Origin of the sequence: Enterobacter sp. BWH52 (genome assembly GCF_001037565.1) — a bacterium.
Classification (GTDB): Bacteria; Pseudomonadota; Gammaproteobacteria; order Enterobacterales; family Enterobacteriaceae; genus Enterobacter; species Enterobacter hormaechei_C.
The window spans coordinates 640,724-662,015 of record NZ_KQ089854.1; the positions used below are offsets into that span (position 1 = coordinate 640,724).

General features: G+C 54.8%; 17 protein-coding genes and 1 pseudogene. 14 read left to right on the forward strand and 4 right to left on the reverse strand.

The annotated features are described in order from the left end of the window. Positions 1-19: 19 nt before the first annotated feature. Positions 20-919, forward strand: a complete 900-nt coding sequence (nhaR, locus tag SK47_RS03075; protein ID WP_003856462.1) for a transcriptional activator NhaR — start codon at positions 20-22, stop codon at positions 917-919. Positions 920-977: 58 nt separating this feature from the next. On the opposite strand, the gene rpsT is transcribed toward nhaR, so the two are convergent. Continuing rightward, a complete protein-coding gene (gene rpsT / locus SK47_RS03080) occupies positions 978-1,241 on the reverse strand; it encodes a 30S ribosomal protein S20 (RefSeq protein WP_003856458.1) in 264 nt (87 codons plus the stop codon). Between the two features lie 115 nt (positions 1,242-1,356). Here rpsT and SK47_RS24425 point away from each other — a divergent pair. The 10 genes and pseudogenes from SK47_RS24425 to SK47_RS03125 all read left to right on the forward strand — a co-directional run. Further along, a pseudogene (locus tag SK47_RS24425) lies at positions 1,357-1,562 on the forward strand (DUF2575 domain-containing protein); the annotation flags it as partial. 7 nt (positions 1,563-1,569) lie between these two features. Beyond that, complete coding sequence (ribF, locus tag SK47_RS03085) at positions 1,570-2,496, forward strand: bifunctional riboflavin kinase/FAD synthetase (protein WP_003856456.1); 927 nt, start codon at positions 1,570-1,572, stop codon at positions 2,494-2,496. A gap of 45 nt (positions 2,497-2,541) precedes the next feature. Further along, the gene (gene ileS / locus SK47_RS03090) at positions 2,542-5,358 is read left to right on the forward strand and encodes an isoleucine--tRNA ligase (RefSeq protein ID WP_039268722.1); all 2,817 of its coding nucleotides are present in this window, start codon (positions 2,542-2,544) and stop codon (positions 5,356-5,358) included. Further along, complete coding sequence (lspA, locus tag SK47_RS03095; RefSeq protein ID WP_003856452.1) at positions 5,358-5,858, forward strand: signal peptidase II; 501 nt, start codon at positions 5,358-5,360, stop codon at positions 5,856-5,858. The genes ileS and lspA overlap by 1 nt, the downstream gene beginning before the upstream one ends. A 116-nt stretch (positions 5,859-5,974) precedes the next feature. Beyond that, a complete protein-coding gene (gene fkpB / locus SK47_RS03100; RefSeq protein ID WP_003856450.1) occupies positions 5,975-6,424 on the forward strand; it encodes an FKBP-type peptidyl-prolyl cis-trans isomerase in 450 nt (149 codons plus the stop codon). Position 6,425: 1 nt separating this feature from the next. After that, positions 6,426-7,376 carry a 4-hydroxy-3-methylbut-2-enyl diphosphate reductase gene (gene ispH, locus SK47_RS03105; protein ID WP_003856448.1) on the forward strand — a complete coding sequence of 317 codons (951 nt, stop codon included), beginning with the start codon at positions 6,426-6,428 and terminating at the stop codon, positions 7,374-7,376. Positions 7,377-7,581: 205 nt separating this feature from the next. Next, the gene (dapB, locus tag SK47_RS03110; RefSeq protein WP_022650385.1) at positions 7,582-8,403 is read left to right on the forward strand and encodes a 4-hydroxy-tetrahydrodipicolinate reductase; all 822 of its coding nucleotides are present in this window, start codon (positions 7,582-7,584) and stop codon (positions 8,401-8,403) included. A gap of 454 nt (positions 8,404-8,857) precedes the next feature. Beyond that, positions 8,858-10,006, forward strand: coding sequence for a glutamine-hydrolyzing carbamoyl-phosphate synthase small subunit (carA, locus tag SK47_RS03115; RefSeq protein ID WP_045346579.1), 1,149 nt, complete (start codon positions 8,858-8,860; stop codon positions 10,004-10,006). A gap of 18 nt (positions 10,007-10,024) precedes the next feature. Next, positions 10,025-13,249: a carbamoyl-phosphate synthase large subunit gene (gene carB, locus SK47_RS03120; RefSeq protein ID WP_023315370.1), complete on the forward strand. Its 3,225-nt coding sequence runs from the start codon at positions 10,025-10,027 to the stop codon at positions 13,247-13,249. Positions 13,250-13,389: 140 nt separating this feature from the next. Then, positions 13,390-13,623: a YgdI/YgdR family lipoprotein gene (locus SK47_RS03125; protein ID WP_003856439.1), complete on the forward strand. Its 234-nt coding sequence runs from the start codon at positions 13,390-13,392 to the stop codon at positions 13,621-13,623. A gap of 48 nt (positions 13,624-13,671) precedes the next feature. Here the strand turns inward: SK47_RS03125 and SK47_RS03130 are convergent, their stop codons facing one another. Beyond that, positions 13,672-16,665, reverse strand: coding sequence for an autotransporter family protein (locus tag SK47_RS03130; RefSeq protein WP_082139079.1), 2,994 nt, complete (start codon positions 16,663-16,665; stop codon positions 13,672-13,674). Between the two features lie 374 nt (positions 16,666-17,039). On the opposite strand from SK47_RS03130, the gene kefF reads away from it, so the two are divergent. The 3 genes from kefF (at position 17,040) to folA (ending at position 20,022) form a co-directional block, all read left to right on the forward strand. Next, complete coding sequence (gene kefF / locus SK47_RS03135) at positions 17,040-17,570, forward strand: glutathione-regulated potassium-efflux system oxidoreductase KefF (protein WP_003856435.1); 531 nt, start codon at positions 17,040-17,042, stop codon at positions 17,568-17,570. After that, complete coding sequence (gene kefC, locus SK47_RS03140) at positions 17,563-19,428, forward strand: glutathione-regulated potassium-efflux system protein KefC (protein WP_003856433.1); 1,866 nt, start codon at positions 17,563-17,565, stop codon at positions 19,426-19,428. The genes kefF and kefC overlap by 8 nt, the downstream gene beginning before the upstream one ends. 114 nt (positions 19,429-19,542) lie before the next feature. Beyond that, a complete protein-coding gene (folA, locus tag SK47_RS03145; protein ID WP_003856431.1) occupies positions 19,543-20,022 on the forward strand; it encodes a type 3 dihydrofolate reductase in 480 nt (159 codons plus the stop codon). A 39-nt stretch (positions 20,023-20,061) separates the two neighbouring features. Here the strand turns inward: folA and apaH are convergent, their stop codons facing one another. Both apaH and apaG read right to left on the reverse strand, forming a co-directional pair. After that, positions 20,062-20,910 (reverse strand): bis(5'-nucleosyl)-tetraphosphatase (symmetrical) ApaH, encoded by an 849-nt coding sequence (gene apaH / locus SK47_RS03150; RefSeq protein WP_015572649.1) that lies wholly within the window; start codon positions 20,908-20,910, stop codon positions 20,062-20,064. Between the two features lie 4 nt (positions 20,911-20,914). Beyond that, on the reverse strand, positions 20,915-21,292 hold the full coding sequence (apaG, locus tag SK47_RS03155) for a Co2+/Mg2+ efflux protein ApaG (RefSeq protein WP_003856425.1): 378 nt from the start codon (positions 21,290-21,292) through the stop codon (positions 20,915-20,917).

Here is a 21,292-nt window from a genome sequence, read left to right on the forward strand (position 1 = left end):
ATCAGGGAGTGAAAACGTGATGTCTCATTTGAACTATAACCATCTCTATTACTTCTGGCATGTCTACAAGCAGGGCTCGGTCGTGGGTGCCGCAGAGGCGCTCTACCTGACGCCACAGACTATCACCGGGCAAATCAAAGCCCTGGAAGAGCGCTTGCAGGGAAAGCTTTTTAAGCGGAAAGGGCGTGGCATTGAGCCGAGCGAGCTGGGTGAACTGGTATTCCGCTATGCGGACAAGATGTTCACCCTGAGCCAGGAGATGCTGGATATCGTTAACTATCGCAAAGAGTCGAACCTGCTCTTTGACGTGGGCGTGGCGGATGCGTTGTCCAAACGGCTGGTAAGCGGTGTGCTGGATGCGGCGGTGGTGGAAGATGAACAGATACATTTACGCTGCTTTGAGTCCACTCACGAGATGCTGCTGGAACAGCTGAGCCAGCATAAGCTGGATATGATTATTTCGGATTGTCCTATCGATTCCACGCAGCAGGAAGGCTTGTTCTCGGTGAAAATTGGCGAATGCGGTGTCAGTTTCTGGTGCATCAATCCACCGCCGGAAAAACCGTTTCCGGCTTGCCTGGAAGAGCGCCGCTTGCTGGTTCCGGGGAGGCGGTCCATGCTCGGACGTAAGCTGCTGAACTGGTTTAACTCGCAGGGGCTAAACGTAGAAATTCTCGGTGAGTTCGACGATGCGGCGCTGATGAAAGCCTTTGGCGAGGCGCACAACGCTATCTTCGTTGCCCCGACGCTGTATGCGCACGATCTCTATTCAGACGACAAGATTACCGAGATTGGCAGGGTGGATAACGTGATGGAAGAGTATCACGCCATATTCGCCGAAAGGATGATTCAGCATCCGGCGGTGCAGCGAATCTGCAACCGGGACTACTCGGCGCTGTTTACGCCGCCGGCAATCTGAAGGCATAAAAAAACCCGCGTTAAGCGGGTTCTTTCAAACAAGCAACAACAAGTGGCGATTAAGCCAGTTTGTTGATCTGCGCGGTCAGGTTTGCTTTATGACGCGCTGCTTTGTTTTTGTGGATCAGACCTTTAGCAGCCTGACGATCCACGATTGGTTGCATTTCGTTAAATGCGTTCTGCGCTGCAGCTTTGTCGCCAGCTTCGATTGCTGCGTATACTTTCTTGATGAAAGTACGCATCATAGAGCGACGGCTTGCATTGTGCTTACGAGCCTTTTCAGACTGAACGGCACGTTTCTTAGCTGATTTGATATTAGCCAAGGTCCAACTCCCAAATATGATCTATGTGGACAATTCAAAGGCCGAGGAATATGCCCTCTATACCTTCTTTTGTCAATGGATTTGTGCAAATAAGCGCCGTTAATGTGGCGACGCTACGTTACGTAGTGATGGCGCAGGATTCTACCAGCTTGTCGTTCGTGAATACAGCTTTTCGGCGTAAAAATCGCAGTTGGCGGGCAGATTTTTTTGCTGTGAAAGGTCAGCGTGATGAAATCATACGGCTTTCTGTTTAGCGTGAACAATCGCCGGTTAACCTTAACCGCTGTACAAGGTATACTTTGGCGATTTTCACTGTTTTGAGCCAGTCATGAAGCTGATACGCGGCATACATAATCTCAGTCAAGCCCCGCACGGGTGCGTGCTGACCATTGGTAATTTCGACGGCGTGCATCGTGGGCATCAGGCGCTGTTGCAGGGATTGCGTAAAGAAGGCGAGGCGCGAGGCCTGCCCGTCGTGGTGATGATTTTCGAGCCTCAGCCGCTGGAGCTGTTTGCAGGCGAGAAATCCCCCGCGCGGCTGACGCGTCTGCGTGAGAAGTTACGCTACCTGGCGGAGTCAGGGGTGGACTACGTCCTGTGTGTACGGTTCGACCGTCGTTTTGCCGCGCTGACCGCACAAAATTTTGTCAGCGACCTGTTGGTCAGGCAGCTTGGCGTGCAGTTTCTCGCCGTGGGCGATGATTTCCGCTTTGGCGCTGGTCGTCAGGGCGATTTCTTGTTATTACAGAAGGCTGGCCTGGAGTACGGGTTTGACGTCACCAGTACAATGACCTTCTGCGAGGGCGGCGTGCGCGTCAGCAGCACGGCGGTACGTCAGGCGCTGGCGAACGATGAACTGGACACGGCAGAAACGCTGCTGGGTCACCCGTTCACGATTTCAGGTCGCGTGGTCCATGGCGATGCGCTGGGCCGCACGATAGGTTTCCCGACGGCGAATATACCGCTGCGTCGTCAGGTCTCCCCGGTTAAAGGGGTCTATGCGGTGGAAGTGGCAGGACTGGGCGAGAAGCCTTTCTACGGCGTCGCCAACATTGGCACACGTCCAACGGTTGCCGGTGTGCGTCAACAGTTAGAAGTACACCTGCTGGACGTTGTAATGGACCTGTATGGTCGCCATATAGATGTGATACTGCGTAAAAAAATACGCAATGAACAGCGATTCGCTTCGCTGGATGAACTTAAGGCGCAAATCGCGCGAGATGAATTAACGGCCCGCGAGTTTTTTGGGCTTTAGAACCGGCTTAACTGCCTACGTGATAAATACGGAACCGAGAATCTGATGAGTGACTATAAATCAACCCTGAATTTGCCGGAAACAGGGTTCCCGATGCGCGGCGATCTCGCCAAGCGTGAACCGGGAATGCTGGCGCGTTGGACCGATGATGACCTGTACGGCATCATTCGTGCAGCCAAAAAAGGCAAAAAAACCTTCATTCTGCATGATGGCCCTCCATATGCGAATGGCAGCATTCATATTGGTCACTCTGTAAACAAGATTCTGAAAGACATTATCGTGAAGTCCAAAGGACTCGCGGGATATGACTCGCCTTACGTTCCGGGCTGGGACTGCCATGGTCTGCCAATCGAGCTGAAAGTGGAGCAAGAGTACGGTAAGCCGGGTGAGAAGTTCACCGCCGCAGAATTCCGCGCGAAGTGCCGCGAATACGCAGCCACCCAGGTTGACGGTCAGCGCGCTGACTTTATCCGTCTGGGCGTGCTGGGCGACTGGTCGCATCCGTACCTGACCATGGACTTCAAAACCGAAGCCAACATCATCCGTGCGCTGGGCAAAATCATCGGTAACGGCCACCTGCACAAAGGCGCGAAGCCGGTGCACTGGTGCGTGGACTGCCGTTCTGCGCTGGCAGAAGCGGAAGTAGAGTATTACGACAAAACCTCGCCTTCTATCGACGTGGCGTTCGAAGCGGTCGATCAGGATGCGATCAAAGCTAAATTTGGTCTGCCTGGGGTAAGCGGTCCAGTCTCGCTGGTTATCTGGACAACCACCCCGTGGACGCTGCCTGCTAACCGCGCGATCTCCCTCTCTGGCGAGTTTGAGTATGCGCTGGTGCAGATTGATGGCCGTGCGGTTATCCTGGCGAAAGACCTGGTCGAAAGCGTACTGAAACGCGCGAACATCACCGATTACACCGTGCTGGGCACCGTAAAAGGCGACGCGCTGGAACTGATGCGCTTCAAACACCCGTTCCTGGACTTCGACGTTCCGGCGATTCTGGGCGACCACGTAACGCTGGACGCGGGTACCGGTGCGGTACATACCGCCGGTGGCCACGGCCCTGACGACTACAACATCAGCCTGAAGTACGGTCTGGAAATCGCCAACCCGGTTGGGCCGGACGGCTCTTACCTGCCTGGCACCTACCCGGCGCTGGACGGCATCAACGTCTTCAAAGCGAACGACATTATTGTCGACATGCTGCGCACCAGCGGCGCGCTGCTGCACGTTGAAAAAATGCAGCACAGCTATCCGTGCTGCTGGCGTCACAAGACGCCAATCATCTTCCGTGCGACCCCGCAGTGGTTCGTCAGCATGGATCAGAAGGGCCTGCGCGAGCAGTCTCTGAAAGAGATCAAAGGCGTGCAGTGGATCCCGGACTGGGGCCAGGCGCGTATCGAATCCATGGTGGCTAACCGTCCTGACTGGTGTATCTCCCGTCAGCGAACCTGGGGCGTGCCGATGTCGCTGTTCGTGCACAAAGAGACGCAGGAACTGCATCCGAACACCCTGGAACTGATGGAAGAAGTGGCGAAACGCGTTGAAGTTGACGGCATTCAGGCGTGGTGGGATCTCGACGCCCGCGACATCCTGGGCGCGGACGCGGACAACTACGAGAAAGTGCCGGATACCCTGGACGTGTGGTTCGACTCCGGTTCAACCCATGCCTCTGTGGTTGACGTGCGCCCTGAGTTCGCCGGTCACGCTGCCGACATGTATCTCGAAGGCTCCGACCAACACCGCGGCTGGTTCATGTCATCCCTGATGATCTCCACCGCCATGAAGGGCAAAGCACCTTACCGTCAGGTACTGACTCACGGCTTCACCGTGGATGGTCAGGGCCGTAAGATGTCCAAGTCCATCGGTAACACCGTTTCGCCGCAGGACGTAATGAACAAGCTGGGCGCGGACATCCTGCGTCTGTGGGTAGCCTCTACCGACTACACCGGCGAAATGGCGGTGTCTGACGAGATCCTGAAGCGTGCTGCCGACAGCTATCGTCGTATCCGTAACACCGCGCGCTTCCTGCTGGCGAACCTGAACGGGTTCGATCCGGTAAAAGATATGGTGAAGCCGGAAGAGATGGTCGTGCTCGATCGCTGGGCGGTAGGCTGCGCGAAAGCGGCGCAGGAAGATATCCTGAAAGCGTATGAGTCTTACGATTTCCACGAAGTGGTGCAGCGCCTGATGCGCTTCTGCTCCATCGAGATGGGCTCGTTCTACCTCGACATCATTAAAGACCGTCAGTACACCGCGAAAGCGGACAGCGTGGCGCGCCGCAGCTGTCAGTCTGCGCTGTACCACATCGCAGAAGCGCTGGTGCGCTGGATGGCGCCGATCATGTCCTTCACCGCGGATGAAATCTGGGGTTACCTGCCGGGCGACCGTGAGAAGTATGTCTTCACCGGCGAGTGGTATGAAGGTCTGTTCGATCTCTCCAGCACCGAAGCGATGAACGATGCCTATTGGGACGAGCTGCTGAAAGTGCGTGGCGAAGTGAACAAGGTTATCGAGCAGGCGCGCGCTGACAAGAAAGTCGGTGGCTCTCTGGAAGCGACGGTGACCCTGTACGCGGAGCCTGAGCTGGCCGCGAAGCTGACCGCGCTGGGCGATGAATTACGATTTGTCCTGTTGACCTCCGGTGCGAAAGTTGCGGATTATGCCGAGGCGTCTGCTGATGCTCAGCAGAGCGAACTGCTCAAAGGACTGAAGGTCGCACTGAGCAAAGCCGACGGTGAGAAATGCCCGCGTTGCTGGCATTACACTACCGATGTCGGTCAGGTGGCGGAACACGCAGACATCTGCGGACGCTGTGTAAGCAACGTCGCCGGTGACGGCGAAAAACGTAAGTTTGCCTGATGAGTAAAACTCTCTGTTCAACAGGACTGCGCTGGCTGTGGCTGGTGGTAGTGGTGCTGATTATTGATTTGGGCAGCAAGTTCCTGATCCTCCAGAATTTCGCTCTGGGGGATACGGTCCCGCTGTTCCCGTCGCTTAACCTGCACTACGCCCGCAACTACGGTGCGGCGTTTAGTTTCCTTGCCGACAGCGGTGGCTGGCAGCGCTGGTTCTTCGCGGGTATCGCTATCGGTATCTGCGTCGTGCTGGCGGTGCTGATGTACCGCTCGAAGGCCACGCAAAAGCTGAATAACATCGCCTACGCGCTGATCATTGGCGGCGCGCTGGGTAACCTGTTTGACCGCCTGTGGCACGGCTTTGTGGTCGATATGATCGACTTCTACGTCGGCGACTGGCACTTCGCGACCTTTAACCTCGCCGATAGCGCAATATGCGTTGGTGCGGCGTTAATCGTGCTGGAAGGCTTCTTGCCTAAACCGGCTGCGAAAGAGCAGGCGTAACAAAACCAGCCGGGTGACGCGTAGCGATCCCGGCCTACAGAATTTGTGGCCCCCGTAGGCCCGGTAAGCGTAGCGCCACCGGGCAACAGGTGACCCAAAACAAGCGAGCAATTTGCATGTCTAAATCCGTACAGAGCAACAGCGCGGTTCTCGTTCACTTTACGCTGAAGCTGGATGACGGCTCTACGGCCGAATCCACCCGCAACAACGGCAAACCAGCCCTGTTTCGTCTTGGCGATACCTCCCTGTCTGAAGGTCTTGAGCAGCAGCTTCTCGGTCTGAAAGAGGGTGAGAAAAAAGCCTTTTCGCTGGAGCCGGATGCCGCGTTTGGCGTGCCAAGCCCGGATCTGATCCAGTACTTCTCCCGTCGTGAGTTTATGGACGCGGGTGAACCGGAGATCGGGGCAATTATGCTCTTTACCGCTATGGACGGCAGCGAAATGCCTGGCGTGATCCGCGAAATCAACGGCGACTCGATTACCGTTGACTTCAACCATCCGCTTGCCGGGCGCACTGTCCATTTTGATGTAGAAGTGCTGGAGATCGATCCGGCACTGGAGGCCTGAAATGCAGATCCTGTTGGCTAACCCGCGCGGTTTTTGCGCCGGTGTAGACCGCGCTATCAGCATTGTTGAAAACGCGCTGGAGATTTACGGCGCGCCGATTTACGTGCGTCACGAAGTGGTGCACAACCGCTACGTGGTCGACAGTCTGCGCGAGCGCGGTGCGATTTTTATCGAGCAGATCAGCGAAGTGCCGGACGGCGCAATTCTCATCTTCTCCGCGCACGGCGTCTCGCAGGCGGTACGCAACGAGGCGAAAAACCGCGATCTGACCGTTTTCGATGCCACCTGTCCGCTGGTGACCAAAGTGCATATGGAAGTGGCGCGCGCCAGCCGTCGCGGTGAAGAGTCAATTCTGATTGGTCACGCCGGTCACCCGGAAGTGGAAGGCACCATGGGCCAGTACAGCAACCCGGAAGGGGGCATGTATCTGGTTGAGTCACCGGAAGACGTCTTTACGCTGAATGTGAAAAACGAAGCCCGACTGTCGTTTATGACCCAGACGACGCTTTCCGTGGACGACACCTCAGACGTGATTGACGCCCTGCGCCAGCGCTTCCCGAAAATCGTCGGGCCGCGCAAAGATGATATCTGCTACGCAACCACCAACCGTCAGGAAGCCGTGCGCGCGCTGGCTGAACAGGCGGACGTGGTGCTGGTGGTCGGCTCGAAAAACTCCTCTAACTCTAACCGTCTGGCCGAACTGGCGCAGCGTATGGGGAAAGCGGCGTTTTTAATCGACGACGCAACGGACATTCAGGAAGCGTGGGTGAAAAACGCGGTCTGCGTCGGTGTTACCGCAGGCGCTTCAGCGCCGGATATTCTGGTGCAGAACGTCATTGCCCGCTTGCAAGAGCTGGGCGGTGGCGAAGCGGTGCCGCTGGAAGGCCGCGAAGAGAACATTGTCTTTGAAGTGCCGAAAGAGTTGCGTATTGACGCGCGAGAAGTGGAATAGTTCTTTATCTGATGAAAGGCCAGCACCTCCTGTGCTGGCTTTTTTTTTGCCCCAAACTTTATCGTGACGACAAAATCATGTCTTTTACTGATATTTAAGTCGGTTTCACGTTAAATTCTAATTATCGGTGTTTTCAGTTGGCAGGCTTTGCCAAGGCTGGTTAATCTGAAAACGGTTTACATCATTTTAACGTAAGAGAATAACTATGCATGATGCACAGATCCGCGTTGCTATTGCGGGCGCGGGTGGACGTATGGGTCGCCAGCTGATTCAGGCGGCACTACAGATGGATGGCGTGGCACTCGGCGCGGCGCTGGAGCGTGAGGGTTCATCCCTGCTGGGAGCCGATGCAGGCGAACTGGCGGGCGCGGGCAAGACAGGCGTAACCGTACAGAGCAGCCTTGAGGCAGTGAAAGAAGACTTTGATGTGTTCATCGACTTTACCCGTCCGGAAGGCACGCTGGCTCATCTGGCGTTTTGCCGTCAGCACGGTAAAGGGATGGTGATTGGTACCACTGGTTTCGATGATGCCGGTAAACAGGCCATTCAGGACGCAGCCACCGACATTGCGATTGTCTTCGCTGCGAACTTTAGCGTCGGCGTTAACGTCATGCTGAAACTGCTGGAAAAGGCAGCGAAGGTGATGGGCAATTATACCGACATTGAGATTGTTGAAGCACACCACCGCTATAAAGTTGATGCTCCATCAGGTACGGCGCTGGCGATGGGCGAAGCGATTGCTCATGCACTTGATAGGGATTTAAAAGAGTGCGCGGTCTATACCCGTGAAGGACATACCGGCGAACGCGTGCCCGGGACAATTGGTTTCGCAACCGTTCGTGCAGGCGATATCGTCGGTGAACATACGGCGATGTTCGCCGATATTGGCGAACGTGTTGAGATTACCCACAAAGCGTCAAGCCGCATGACGTTTGCGAATGGTGCAGTTCGCGCCGCTTTGTGGCTTAACGCGAAGGAAAAGGGTCTTTTTGATATGCGAGATGTGCTTGATCTCAATAATTTGTAAGCGATATTACCCATCGTGATGTGGTTATTGCAGTCGTAATTACTTGATTGCATGGGGCAATAATTTATTGCCCTCTTATTTTATCAGTTTTAGATAAAAAATAATGCTTAGGCGGTATAAAGCTTATTGATGTGCCATTTTTCTGTGAAATATATGTAAATTTTGACCATCTGGTCCACTTTTTGTCACCCGCCTCCCTAAAATTCTAACAAACCTGCCGCGCAAGCGTTTTCCGGGATGATTTACCTGATCTTTTTGCCCATTAAATCCCATTCCAGATGCCAGGCTTGCAAAAGAATAAACAAAACTCCCGTTTTAAGTTGACTTTTACATGGCAAATCCCCAGAATGCCGCCGTTTGCCAAAAATCCGCTGGCAACACATTTGCATTGATCCATGATATGGTTATGAATTAATATGCAAATAAAGTGAGTGAATATTCTCTGGAGGGTGTTTTGATTAAGTCAGCGCTATTGGTTCTGGAAGACGGAACCCAGTTTATCGGTCGGGCCATAGGGGCAACGGGTTCGGCGGTTGGGGAAGTCGTTTTCAATACTTCAATGACCGGTTATCAAGAAATCCTCACTGATCCTTCCTATTCTCGCCAAATCGTTACTCTTACTTATCCTCATATCGGCAATGTCGGCACCAATGCGGCTGACGAAGAATCCTCTCAGGTACATGCGCAAGGCCTGGTCATTCGCGACCTGCCGCTGATTGCCAGCAACTTCCGCAACACCGAAGACCTCTCTTCTTACCTGAAGCGCCATAACATTGTGGCGATTGCCGATATCGATACCCGTAAGCTGACGCGTCTGCTGCGCGAGAAGGGCGCACAAAACGGTTGTATCATCGCAGGGGATAACCTCGATGCGACGCTGGCGCTGGAAAAAGCGAAAGCCTTCCCGGGTCTGAACGGTATGGACCTGGCGAAAGAAGTGACCACGGCGGAAGCCTACAGCTGGACGCAGGGTAGCTGGACGCTGGAAGGCGACCTGCCGGAAGCGAAACCGGAAAGCGAGCTGCCGTTCCACGTGGTGGCCTACGATTTTGGCGCCAAGCGCAACATCCTGCGTATGCTGGTTGACCGCGGCTGCCGCCTGACGGTGGTGCCTGCACAAACGTCTGCTGAAGACGTGTTGAAGATGAATCCGGACGGTATTTTCCTGTCCAACGGTCCTGGCGACCCGGCGCCGTGCGATTACGCCATCGCCGCCATCAAGTCCTTCCTTGAAACCGATATCCCGGTATTCGGCATCTGCCTCGGCCATCAGCTGCTGGCGCTGGCGAGCGGTGCGAACACCGTCAAGATGAAGTTCGGCCACCACGGTGGTAACCACCCGGTGAAAGATATCGATAACAACACGGTGATGATCACCGCGCAAAACCACGGCTTCGCCGTCGATGAAGCCTCAATGCCGGCTAACCTGCGCGTGACCCATAAGTCGCTGTTCGATGGCACCCTGCAGGGGATTCATCGTACCGATAAGCCAGCGTTCAGCTTCCAGGGCCACCCGGAAGCGAGCCCGGGCCCACACGATGCCGCACCGCTGTTCGATCACTTCATCGAACTTATTGAGCAATACCGTAAGATCGCTAAATAATCAGGAGCTGAGAAGACCATGCCAAAACGTACAGACATAAAAAGCATCCTGATCCTTGGCGCTGGCCCGATTGTCATCGGCCAGGCCTGTGAATTTGACTACTCTGGCGCGCAGGCGTGTAAAGCCCTGCGTGAAGAGGGTTACCGCGTCATTCTGGTGAACTCTAACCCGGCCACCATCATGACCGACCCGGAAATGGCGGATGCGACCTACATCGAGCCAATTCACTGGGAAGTGGTACGCAAAATTATCGAGAAAGAGCGTCCGGACGCGGTGCTGCCGACCATGGGCGGCCAGACGGCGCTGAACTGTGCGCTGGAGCTGGAGCGTCAGGGCGTGCTGGAAGAGTTCGGCGTGACCATGATCGGTGCGACCGCCGACGCGATTGATAAAGCAGAAGACCGTCGCCGCTTCGACGTGGCAATGAAAAAAATTGGCCTTGATACCGCGCGTTCCGGTATCGCGCACAATATGGAAGAAGCGCTGGCCGTTGCGGCTGAAGTGGGCTATCCGTGCATCATCCGTCCATCGTTCACCATGGGCGGCACCGGCGGCGGCATTGCCTACAACCGCGAAGAGTTTGAAGAGATTTGTGAGCGCGGCCTGGATCTCTCCCCAACCAAAGAGCTGCTGATTGATGAATCGCTGATTGGCTGGAAAGAGTACGAGATGGAAGTGGTGCGTGATAAAAACGACAACTGCATCATCGTCTGCTCCATCGAAAACTTCGACGCGATGGGGATCCACACCGGCGACTCTATCACCGTTGCGCCAGCTCAGACGCTGACCGACAAAGAGTACCAAATCATGCGTAACGCCTCGATGGCGGTACTGCGTGAAATCGGCGTGGAAACCGGCGGCTCTAACGTGCAGTTCTCGGTGAACCCGAAAACCGGCCGTCTGATTGTTATCGAAATGAACCCGCGCGTGTCCCGTTCTTCCGCGCTGGCCTCCAAAGCCACCGGCTTCCCGATTGCGAAGGTGGCGGCAAAACTGGCGGTGGGTTACACCCTTGACGAGCTGATGAACGACATCACCGGTGGCCGCACCCCTGCGTCCTTCGAACCGTCCATCGACTACGTTGTGACTAAAATTCCTCGCTTTAACTTCGAGAAATTCGCCGGCGCCAACGACCGTCTGACCACCCAGATGAAATCTGTTGGTGAAGTCATGGCGATTGGCCGCACGCAGCAGGAATCCCTGCAAAAAGCGCTGCGTGGCCTGGAAGTGGGCGCGACCGGCTTTGACCCGAAAGTCAGCCTGGACGACCCGGAAGCACTGACCAAAATCCGCCGTGAGCTGAAAGACGCGGGCGCAGAGCGTATCTGGTACATCGCCGATGCCTTCCGCGCGGGCCTGTCCGTCGACGGTGTATTTAACCTGACTAACATTGACCGCTGGTTCCTGGTGCAGATTGAAGAGCTGGTGCGTCTGGAAGAGAAAGTGGCGGAGCTGGGCATCAACGGCCTGGACGCTGACTTCCTGCGTATGCTGAAGCGTAAAGGCTTCGCCGATGCGCGTCTGGCTAAACTGGCGGGCGTGCGCGAAGCGGAGATCCGCAAGCTGCGCGACCAGTATGACCTGCATCCGGTTTACAAGCGCGTGGACACCTGTGCGGCAGAGTTCTCGACCGATACCGCGTACATGTACTCCACCTATGAAGACGAGTGCGAAGCGAACCCGTCCGTCGACCGCGACAAGATTATGGTGCTGGGCGGCGGTCCAAACCGTATCGGCCAGGGCATCGAGTTTGACTACTGCTGCGTACACGCCTCTCTGGCGCTGCGCGAAGACGGTTACGAGACTATTATGGTCAACTGTAACCCGGAAACGGTCTCTACCGATTATGACACCTCCGACCGCCTCTACTTCGAGCCGGTTACCCTGGAAGACGTGCTGGAAATCGTGCGCATCGAGAAGCCAAAAGGCGTGATCGTGCAGTACGGCGGCCAGACTCCGCTGAAGCTGGCGCGCGCGCTGGAAGCAGCAGGTGTACCGGTTATCGGCACCAGCCCGGATGCGATTGACCGTGCGGAAGACCGCGAGCGTTTCCAGCAGGCGGTTGACCGTCTCAAGCTGAAACAGCCGGCGAACGCCACCGTGACCGCGATTGAAATGGCCGTTGAGAAAGCGAAAGAGATCGGCTACCCGCTGGTGGTGCGTCCATCCTACGTACTGGGCGGCCGCGCGATGGAAATCGTCTACGACGAAGCGGACCTGCGTCGCTACTTCCAGACGGCGGTGAGCGTTTCCAACGATGCGCCAGTGCTGCTCGACCGCTTCCTCGACGACGCGGTTGAAGTCGACGTGGATGCCATCTGCGACGGCGAAATGGTGCTGATTGGCGGCATCATGGAGCACATCGAGCAGGCGGGCGTGCACTCGGGTGACTCCGCCTGTTCTCTGCCAGCGTATACCCTGAGCCAGGAGATTCAGGACGTGATGCGCCAGCAGGTGCAGAAGCTGGCCTTCGAGCTTCAGGTTCGCGGCCTGATGAACGTTCAGTTCGCGGTAAAAGACAACGAAGTCTATCTGATTGAAGTCAACCCGCGTGCGGCGCGTACCGTACCGTTTGTCTCTAAAGCGACCGGTATTCCGCTGGCGAAAGTGGCGGCGCGCGTGATGGCTGGCCAGACGCTGGCTCAGCAGGGCGTCACGAAAGAAATCATCCCGCCGTACTACTCGGTGAAAGAGGTGGTGCTGCCGTTCAACAAATTCCCGGGCGTTGACCCGCTGTTAGGGCCAGAGATGCGCTCTACCGGGGAAGTAATGGGCGTGGGCCGCACCTTCGCAGAAGCGTTTGCGAAAGCGCAGCTGGGCAGTAGCTCCACCATGAGAAAATCTGGCCGTGCGCTGCTCTCCGTTCGCGAAGGCGATAAAGAGCGCGTGGTTGACCTGGCCGCCAAGCTGCTGAAACAGGGCTTCGAGCTGGACGCCACTCACGGTACGGCGATTGTGTTGGGTGAAGCGGGTATCAACCCGCGTCTGGTGAACAAAGTGCATGAAGGTCGTCCGCACATTCAGGATCGTATCAAGAATGGCGAATATACCTACATCATCAACACCACCGCAGGACGCCAGGCGATTGAAGACTCCAAGCTGATTCGCCGCAGCGCGCTGCAATACAAAGTGCACTACGACACCACCCTGAACGGCGGTTTCGCAACAGCGATGGCGCTGAATGCGGATGCCACCGAGAAGGTGATTTCGGTGCAGGAAATGCACGCGCAGATTAGCAAGTAACCCCCATTGCCCGGTACCGTTCGGTTACCGGGCAATTTTCCCATCTTAAGAACCTTCTGGTTTTTCATCCGCTTTCAGTCAGTTAGCCTAAAATAGTTAGGTCGATAACGAAAATTCAACTGAGAGCAGGGGAATACACCATGCAAAATAAATTACTGATCGCTTCCGTTCTGGCTGCCACCGCAATGTTCACCGTGGCGGGCTGTTCGTCCAATCAGGCCGTAAAAACCACCGATGGCAAAACGATTGTTACTGACGGGAAACCGCAGGTGGATGACGATACCGGTCTGGTATCGTACAAAAACGCCGAAACCGGTCAAACTGAACAGATTAACCGCGACCAGGTTAAATCAATGGGTGAGCTGGATAACTAAAAAAAAGCAGTGGCACATGCCACTGCTTTTTTGCTTCAGAATGATCGATTACCACCGATGGTTTAACAAAATATGACCGCCGTATGCGGCATAGCTGTTTTCACCCCATTCGCCGCTGGCTCGCAGGGAGATTGTCGTGGTTTCGTTCAGGTTGCCGGTTACGCCCAGCTCTAACTGACCACGATCTTCCGGCGTATCGTTGCTGACGGTCTCGTCGTTGAATGCCAGATCGTTTTGACCAGCACCTTTCAACCAGTTAACCGCGACGTACGGCTGCCAGGCCTTGACGTCCTTCTGCTGGAAGTAGCTTGCTTTAACGCCGAGACGACCAAAGACGCTGTCGTTGTCCAGGGTAGTGACGCGTACGCCGTCGCGATCGGTATGATTTTCCTGATCGAGATAGCTGTAGATCACCTGCGCCTGCGGCTCGATCTTCCAGGTACGTTCATTTTCTGACTGGATAACCCACGCGTGGCCGACTTCAACAGACGCGGCGAAACCTTCGCTATCGTAGTCTTCGTCGTTGCGGTTGCTGGTGACTTTGTTGTTGTACCAGCTGTATGCGGCCCAGGTATCAACGTAGCTGCCCAGACGTAATTTCTGATCTTCCTGCCAGGTGGCGTAAAGCCCAACATTGAAACCATCAACCTTACCCTGAGCGTCACGCACGTTATGCTTCGCATCAGAGTGGGTCTTCGCCTGGCCTGCACCGAACATCCCGCCAGCACGCAGGATACCGTTATCCATTGGCTTGCTCATGAAATCGCTGCCGACTTGCAGTACGGTCGTGGTGGTGTCATAGCTGACTTTATCGCCACCCGCATCGTTCTCGTGATAGCGACCCTTAACGTACATCCAGGTGTTCAGGTCGTCTTCATTGCGGAAGGTGATCTGGTCGCGATCGTCACGTTTATGCAGGAACATGCCCTGTGCGGCAAGGTAGTTGCCTAAGTAAGCACCCACTTCAGGCGCCATGACTTCCGGCGCATTGTTACCGCCGTTGTCAGTGCTACCGCCGTTGTCGGTGTTGCCGCCGTTGTCAGTGTTACCGCCGTTGTCGGTGTTACCACCGTTGTCGGTGTTACCACCGTTGTCGGTGTTACCGCCGTTATCGGTGTTGCCGCCGTTGTCAGTGTTACCGCCGTTATCGGTGTTACCGCCGTTATCGGTGTTACCGCCGTTATCGGTGTTGCCGCCGTTATCGGTGTTGCCGCCATCATCGGTATTGCCACCGTCATCGGTGTCGTCAGAAGGATCATCAGAAGGCGTCGCCTTTGATTCCAGATACCAGTTGCCGTCACTGTGCTGGTAGAGGTTATATTCCCAGGCGCCTGCGACGACCGGTTTTGCCAGCGTCAGTTGGGCTTCGGAACTGCCGCCGATGCTGACAATTTCCATACCGTTAATGGTTTGCGCGCCTGCGCCGCCAATGTTGGTAATGCTGACGCCGGACTGACCGAAGCTGCTGCCCGTAATAGTGAGGTGGTCAGTTGGTGAATTATCTTCACCCAGGGTGCTGTTCATCACAATCTGGCTACCGTCAGAGCCGGTGTAGTCGCCATTAATCGTAAAATTATTGCCAACGCTATTATCAGCCGCACTGAGTAACAGCGTACCACCATTAGTCACGTTACCGTTGATGGTATCGACGTCGGAAGCGCTGAGCGTGGAGTTACCCTGGACGGCATTCCATGCCGCCAGCGTACCGCCGCTAAGAACTGCGATGTTGTTGTTCACTTCGCCTGCGGTGGCAAAGGTCGCGCCATTTTCAACGGTAACAGTGGCGTTACTGCCCTTGACGCCGAGCGTTGCGCCGGTGGAGACCAGCGTGGTGCCGCCGTGCAGAACCGTATCCCCTGTGTAGCTATTTTTGCCCGTCAGGGTCAGGGTGTTGGAGTCTACTTTTTCGACGTTACCGCTACCGGTCATGTCGGTGGCGAAAGTGAAATCGCTACCCTGATTGAAAATGACGGTACCGTTGTTGGTGATCCCACCGCTGAGCATCGCAGTTTTTTCGCCATCGCCCAGTTGCAGCGAGGCGTCTTTGGCCACCCGCGTATTACCGGTGTTGGATACTTCGCCCGCCAGGGTTAACGCGCCCTTGTCTATCAGCAAGGAGTCGCCAGAGCCAATAATGTCAATATCGCCCGACAGCGCCCAGTTTTCGCCGTTCATTGTGACGCTGGCAAAACCGTCCCCTTCATTCAGACCCACAAAATTGCTGTCTTCTGTACCGGTGCCGATCAGAGTGAGGGTGTTTCCCGTGGAATTGGTGGAAATAACGTCACCGACAAGGACGGAACCCGTATCAAGCACCAGCGTGTTATTTTTATTGCTGGCAAAAATAATAGCGGCTGTATTACCACTAATCGTTCCGCTATTCTTGATATCCAATTTTGCAGTATCTTTTACATTGATACCGTTCTCGGTTCCCTGCACAAGGGCACTGTTAGTAAGCTTGGTGTTGCCATTAGTTGCCGTAATAGCATCACCATTTGTACCGATAATTGCGCCACTGTTATTAATGCCAATACCATACCGAGTACTTAGACCCGTTTTTCCTTTTATCATTCCGGTGCTGGTATTGATAATGTTTACTGCGGAAGAGTTTTCGCCGACAAACATGCCATTTTCCGCACCGATAATATTTCCACTGTTATTAAAATCACCGAGCATTGACTGAATATTAACAGCATTCGCGGTGGTGGAGGAAATGGTTGCACCGATGTCGTTATTAATTAAAATGCGCTGTTCACCAGTATTAATATCCAGGCCATTTCCCATGCCAGAAATATTGCCATAATTAGTGGTAGTAGTGGTAGTAAACCCAGTGACAGACACCGCCGCTTCACTACCCGCGGAGGATATCGTCACGTCTTTATTAATAACATATTCAGCATCGGCTGAAAAATCTTGAGGGACTGAGGTTGATTGATCAATGATTGCAGAAAATGCAACCGCGGGGGTGCATATCAACAAAGCAGGAAATATCTTCCCTAGAGTTTTGGTTGTATTATTTAATTTGAAGAATTTTTTGCTCATGTACACATCCATTTGAGTGAGAAGGAACATCAGATAACGTGTGTAAAACGTATATTGACTATCTTTAAGGTTGAGCTCAAAACAAAAAAGCATAAAATTATTATTTTTTCAATGAGTTATGTACAGGTTGATTTATTAAAATATGACTTAAGATAATCTAAAAATATTCGTTAAAAATATGAGTCTGCATAATCATTTTGCAGGGTTAATTCGTCGCTAGCGTGGTGCTCCTTCTTTCGCGTCAGTCGCGTTTGTATGGCGACAAAGGTTGCCAATCCTTGCGATTTACTTTGAAGCGGTCGTTAGCCTCTTTCAGTTGGGGGGGGAACTGTCTACACTCATTGCTACAAGAAAAGCAGAAGACAGGCATATTCATGGTTCTGATAATTTATGCGCACCCCTATCCGCAGCATTCGCATGCGAATAAGCGGATGCTTGAGCAGGCAAGGACGCTCGAAAACGTAGAGATACGTTCCCTCTATCAACTCTATCCTGATTTTAATATCGATGTCGCCGCCGAACAGGAGGCGCTCTCTCGTGCCGATCTGATCGTCTGGCAGCATCCGATGCAGTGGTACAGCACCCCTCCGCTGCTGAAATTGTGGATCGACAAAGTTTTCTCCCACGGTTGGGCATACGGACACAACGGCAACGCGCTTCATGGCAAAAGCCTGATGTGGGCTGTTACCACCGGCGGGGGGGAAAGCCATTTTGAGATTGGCGCCTTCCCCGGATTTGACGTGCTGGCGCAGCCGCTCCAGGCTACTGCCCTTTACTGCGGTCTAAACTGGCTTCCGCCTTTTGCGATGCACTGTACCTTTGTCTGCGACGATGAAACCTTGCAGGCGCAGGCTCGTCACTACAAACAACGCTTACTTGAGTGGCAGGAGACGCACAATGGATAGCCATACGCTGATACAGGCGCTGATTTATCTTGGCGCGGCGGCATTAATTGTGCCCGTGGCGGTTCGTCTGGGGCTGGGCTCGGTGCTCGGCTATCTGATTGCCGGGTGTGTAATTGGCCCCTGGGGTTTTCGGCTGGTGACGGATGCCGAGTCGATCCTGCATTTTGCGGAGATCGGCGTGGTGCTTATGCTGTTCGTGATTGGCCTGGAGTTGGATCCGCAGCGGCTGTGGAAACTGCGCGCCTCGGTGTTTGGCGGAGGTGCTCTGCAAATGCTGGCCTGCGGTCTGCTGTTGGGCGGGTTCTGCATTCTGCTCGGGATGGAGTGGAAAGTCGCGGAGTTGATCGGCATGACGCTGGCGCTCTCCTCGACGGCTATTGCCATGCAGGCTATGAACGAGCGTAACCTGACGGTGTCGCAAATGGGGCGCAGCACCTTCTCCGTACTGTTGTTCCAGGATATTGCCGCCATCCCGCTGGTGGCGATGATCCCGCTGCTGGCAACCAGCGGCGCATCAACGACGCTGGGGGCATTTGCCTTATCAGCGCTGAAGGTTGTTGGTGCGCTGGCGCTGGTTGTTCTGCTTGGTCGCTACGTAACGCGTCCGCTGCTGCGCTTTGTTGCTCGCTCTGGCCTGCGCGAAGTATTCAGCGCCGTTGCGTTATTCCTGGTGTTTGGTTTTGGATTGCTGCTTGAAGAGGCCGGGCTGTCGATGGCAATGGGCGCCTTCCTCGCGGGGGTCTTACTGGCTAGCTCCGAATACCGTCACGCGCTGGAAAGCGATATCGAGCCGTTTAAAGGATTGCTGCTGGGGCTGTTTTTCATCGGCGTCGGGATGTCTATCGACTTCGGGACGCTGGTGACCCATCCGCTGCGCATCATCATTCTGCTGGTAGGTTTCCTGGTCATTAAAATGGCGATGCTGTGGCTGATCGCCCGCCCGTTAAACGTGCCAAAACCGCAGCGCCGCTGGTTTGCCGTGCTGCTGGGGCAGGGGAGTGAGTTTGCTTTCGTGGTCTTTGGCGCAGCGCAGATGGCAAATGTACTCGATCCGGAATGGGCAAAAGCGCTGACGCTGGCGGTTGCGCTGTCGATGGCCGCAACGCCGATCCTGCTGGTGTTGCTGACGCGTCTGGAAAAAACGGGAAGCGAACAGGAACGAGAAGCCGATGAGATCGACGAGGAGCAGCCGCGGGTGATCATCGCCGGATTTGGCCGCTTCGGGCAGATTACCGGCCGTTTACTGCTCTCCAGCGGAGTCAAAATGGTTATCCTCGATCACGATCCTGACCATGTGGATACGCTGCGTAAATTCGATATGAAAGTATTTTACGGTGATGCGACCCGGGTTGATCTGCTGGAATCCGCCGGCGCGGCGAAGGCCGAGGTGCTGATTAACGCCATCGACGATCCAGAGACCAGTATGCAGATGGTTGAGCTGGTCAAAGAGCATTTTCCGCATCTGACCATTATCTCTCGTGCGCGCGATGTGGATCATTACATCCAGCTCCGTCAGGCGGGTGTGGCAGCCCCTGAACGTGAAACCTTCGAAGGGGCGCTCAAATCTGGCCGCATGGCGCTGGAAAGCCTGGGACTTGGCGCGTATGAAGCGCGTGAGCGTGCCGATTTATTCCGCCGTTTTAACCATGAGATGGTGGAAGAGATGGTGGCGATGGCGAGCAGTACGGCAACCGAACGCGCTGCGGTGTTTAAACGCACCAGCACCATGCTGACGGAGATCATCAACGAGGATCGTAATCACCTGTCGCTGGTTCAGCGCCACGGCTGGCAAGGAACGGAAGAGGGCAAGCATACCGGTGATCCTGAGGATGAACCGGAGAGTAAACCCTCTGCGTGAAGTGGAGTTGCCAGCAATATTAAAAAATTTCTAATTCTTTACCCTGCCGCCAGTCGACGAAAGATTAAGCTTTCCGTATAGTGGCGGCAATTTTTTGCATCCGGGAAATTTTCAATGATCAGTCTGATTGCAGCGCTGGCGGTAGACCGCGTTATCGGCATGGAAAACGCCATGCCGTGGAACCTGCCTGCCGATCTCGCATGGTTTAAACGTACTACGTTAAACAAGCCGGTAGTGATGGGCCGCCTGACCTGGGAGTCGATTGGTCGTCCATTGCCGGGTCGTAAGAATATTGTGATCAGTAGCCAGCCGGGCACTGACGATCGCGTGCAGTGGGTTAAGTCCGTTGATGAAGCCATTGCCGCCTGCGGCGATGCCGAAGAGATCATGGTGATCGGCGGCGGGCGTGTGTATGAGCAGTTCCTGCCAAAAGCGCAGAAACTGTATCTGACGCACATTGATGCGGAAGTGGAAGGGGATACCCATTTCCCGGATTACGATCCGGACGAGTGGGAGTCTGTATTCAGTGAGTTTCACGATGCGGATGCGCAAAACTCGCACAGCTACTGCTTCGAAATTCTGGAACGTCGTTAACGGTTTTATCCTCTCCTCGAAGGGAGAGGATAAACATCTTCAGGAGGCGACCGCCTCACCTTCGCCTAAGTCCAGCTGTCGGTTGGATGGCTGCACAAAGTAGGTCTTATCTTCCCAGCGTAAGCAGGTTAAATCCCCGCCCCAGCAGCATCCGGTATCCAGCGCGTAGATATTTTCCGGGGTGCCTTTTCCTTCCAGCGATGCCCAGTGCCCAAATACCACGCTATATTCGTTTGTCACGGGGCCCGGAATGGCAAACCACGGCTTAAGCGGCGCAGGCGCATTTTCCGGCGTATCTTTGCAATACATATCCAGCTGCCCGTTCGGGAAGCAGTAGCGCATGCGCGTAAAGGCATTGGTGATAAAACGCAGTCGCGCCAGGCCGCTGAGATCATCACTCCAGTTATTTGGCATGTCACCGTACATCGCATCAAGGAAGAACGGGTAGGAGTCGCTCGCCAGCACCGCTTCGGCGTCGCGCGCGCAGGTTTTTGCCGTCTCAAGATCCCACTGAGGCGTGATGCCGGCATGCGCCATCACCAGTTTTTTCTCTTCGTCAATCTGTAGCAGCGGCTGGCGACGCAGCCAGTTGAGCAACTCATCGGCATCCGGCGCTTCCAGCAGGGGGGTAATGCGATCTTTCGGCTTATTACGGCTGATCCCGGCGTATACGGCCAGCAGATGCAGATCGTGGTTGCCCAGCACCATGCGCACGCTGTCGCCCAGCGATTTGACATAGCGGAGGACGTCCAGAGAACCGGGACCGCGCGCCACTAAGTCGCCCGTCAGCCAGAGCGTATCCTGCCCGGGGGTGAAGTCGACCTGTTTTAATAATGCGATCAGTTCATCGTAGCAACCGTGAACGTCGCCAATCAGATATGTAGACATTAGATTAATGAATAAGTGTAGGTACGGCGAGACGGAATACGGGAATAGCAATGCGGAAAGCATTACCGTCGGCATCGACCATTTCGTAATGGCCCTGCATGGTACCCAGCGGCGTTTCAATTACCGCGCCGCTGGTGTACTGATACTCTTCGCCAGGGGCGATATGGGGTTGTTCACCGACCACACCTTCGCCCTGGACTTCAATTTCACGGCCATTGCCGTTGGTGATAAGCCAGTAGCGCCCGAGCAGTTGCACAGGCATCCGCCCCAGATTGCGAATGGTTACGGTATAAGCAAAGACAAAACGTTCTTCATCCGGTGTGGATTGGGACTCAATGTAGACGCTTTGAACCTGAACACAGACGCGGGGCGAATCAATCAT

Bases quoted from the DNA above. Each gene is read 5' to 3' on its own strand.
- nhaR (WP_003856462.1), top strand. From the start codon at position 20: ATGTCTCATTTGAACTATAACCATCTCTATTACTTCTGGCATGTCTAC.
- ribF (WP_003856456.1), top strand. From the start codon at position 1,570: ATGAAGCTGATACGCGGCATACATAATCTCAGTCAAGCCCCGCACGGG.
- ileS (WP_039268722.1), top strand. From the start codon at position 2,542: ATGAGTGACTATAAATCAACCCTGAATTTGCCGGAAACAGGGTTCCCG.
- lspA (WP_003856452.1), top strand. From the start codon at position 5,358: ATGAGTAAAACTCTCTGTTCAACAGGACTGCGCTGGCTGTGGCTGGTG.
- fkpB (WP_003856450.1), top strand. From the start codon at position 5,975: ATGTCTAAATCCGTACAGAGCAACAGCGCGGTTCTCGTTCACTTTACG.
- ispH (WP_003856448.1), top strand. From the start codon at position 6,426: ATGCAGATCCTGTTGGCTAACCCGCGCGGTTTTTGCGCCGGTGTAGAC.
- dapB (WP_022650385.1), top strand. From the start codon at position 7,582: ATGCATGATGCACAGATCCGCGTTGCTATTGCGGGCGCGGGTGGACGT.
- carB (WP_023315370.1), top strand. From the start codon at position 10,025: ATGCCAAAACGTACAGACATAAAAAGCATCCTGATCCTTGGCGCTGGC.
- SK47_RS03125 (WP_003856439.1), top strand. From the start codon at position 13,390: ATGCAAAATAAATTACTGATCGCTTCCGTTCTGGCTGCCACCGCAATG.
- SK47_RS03130 (WP_082139079.1), bottom strand. From the start codon at position 16,665: ATGAGCAAAAAATTCTTCAAATTAAATAATACAACCAAAACTCTAGGG.
- kefF (WP_003856435.1), top strand. From the start codon at position 17,040: ATGGTTCTGATAATTTATGCGCACCCCTATCCGCAGCATTCGCATGCG.
- kefC (WP_003856433.1), top strand. From the start codon at position 17,563: ATGGATAGCCATACGCTGATACAGGCGCTGATTTATCTTGGCGCGGCG.
- folA (WP_003856431.1), top strand. From the start codon at position 19,543: ATGATCAGTCTGATTGCAGCGCTGGCGGTAGACCGCGTTATCGGCATG.
- apaH (WP_015572649.1), bottom strand. From the start codon at position 20,910: ATGTCTACATATCTGATTGGCGACGTTCACGGTTGCTACGATGAACTG.
- apaG (WP_003856425.1), bottom strand. From the start codon at position 21,292: ATGATTGATTCGCCCCGCGTCTGTGTTCAGGTTCAAAGCGTCTACATT.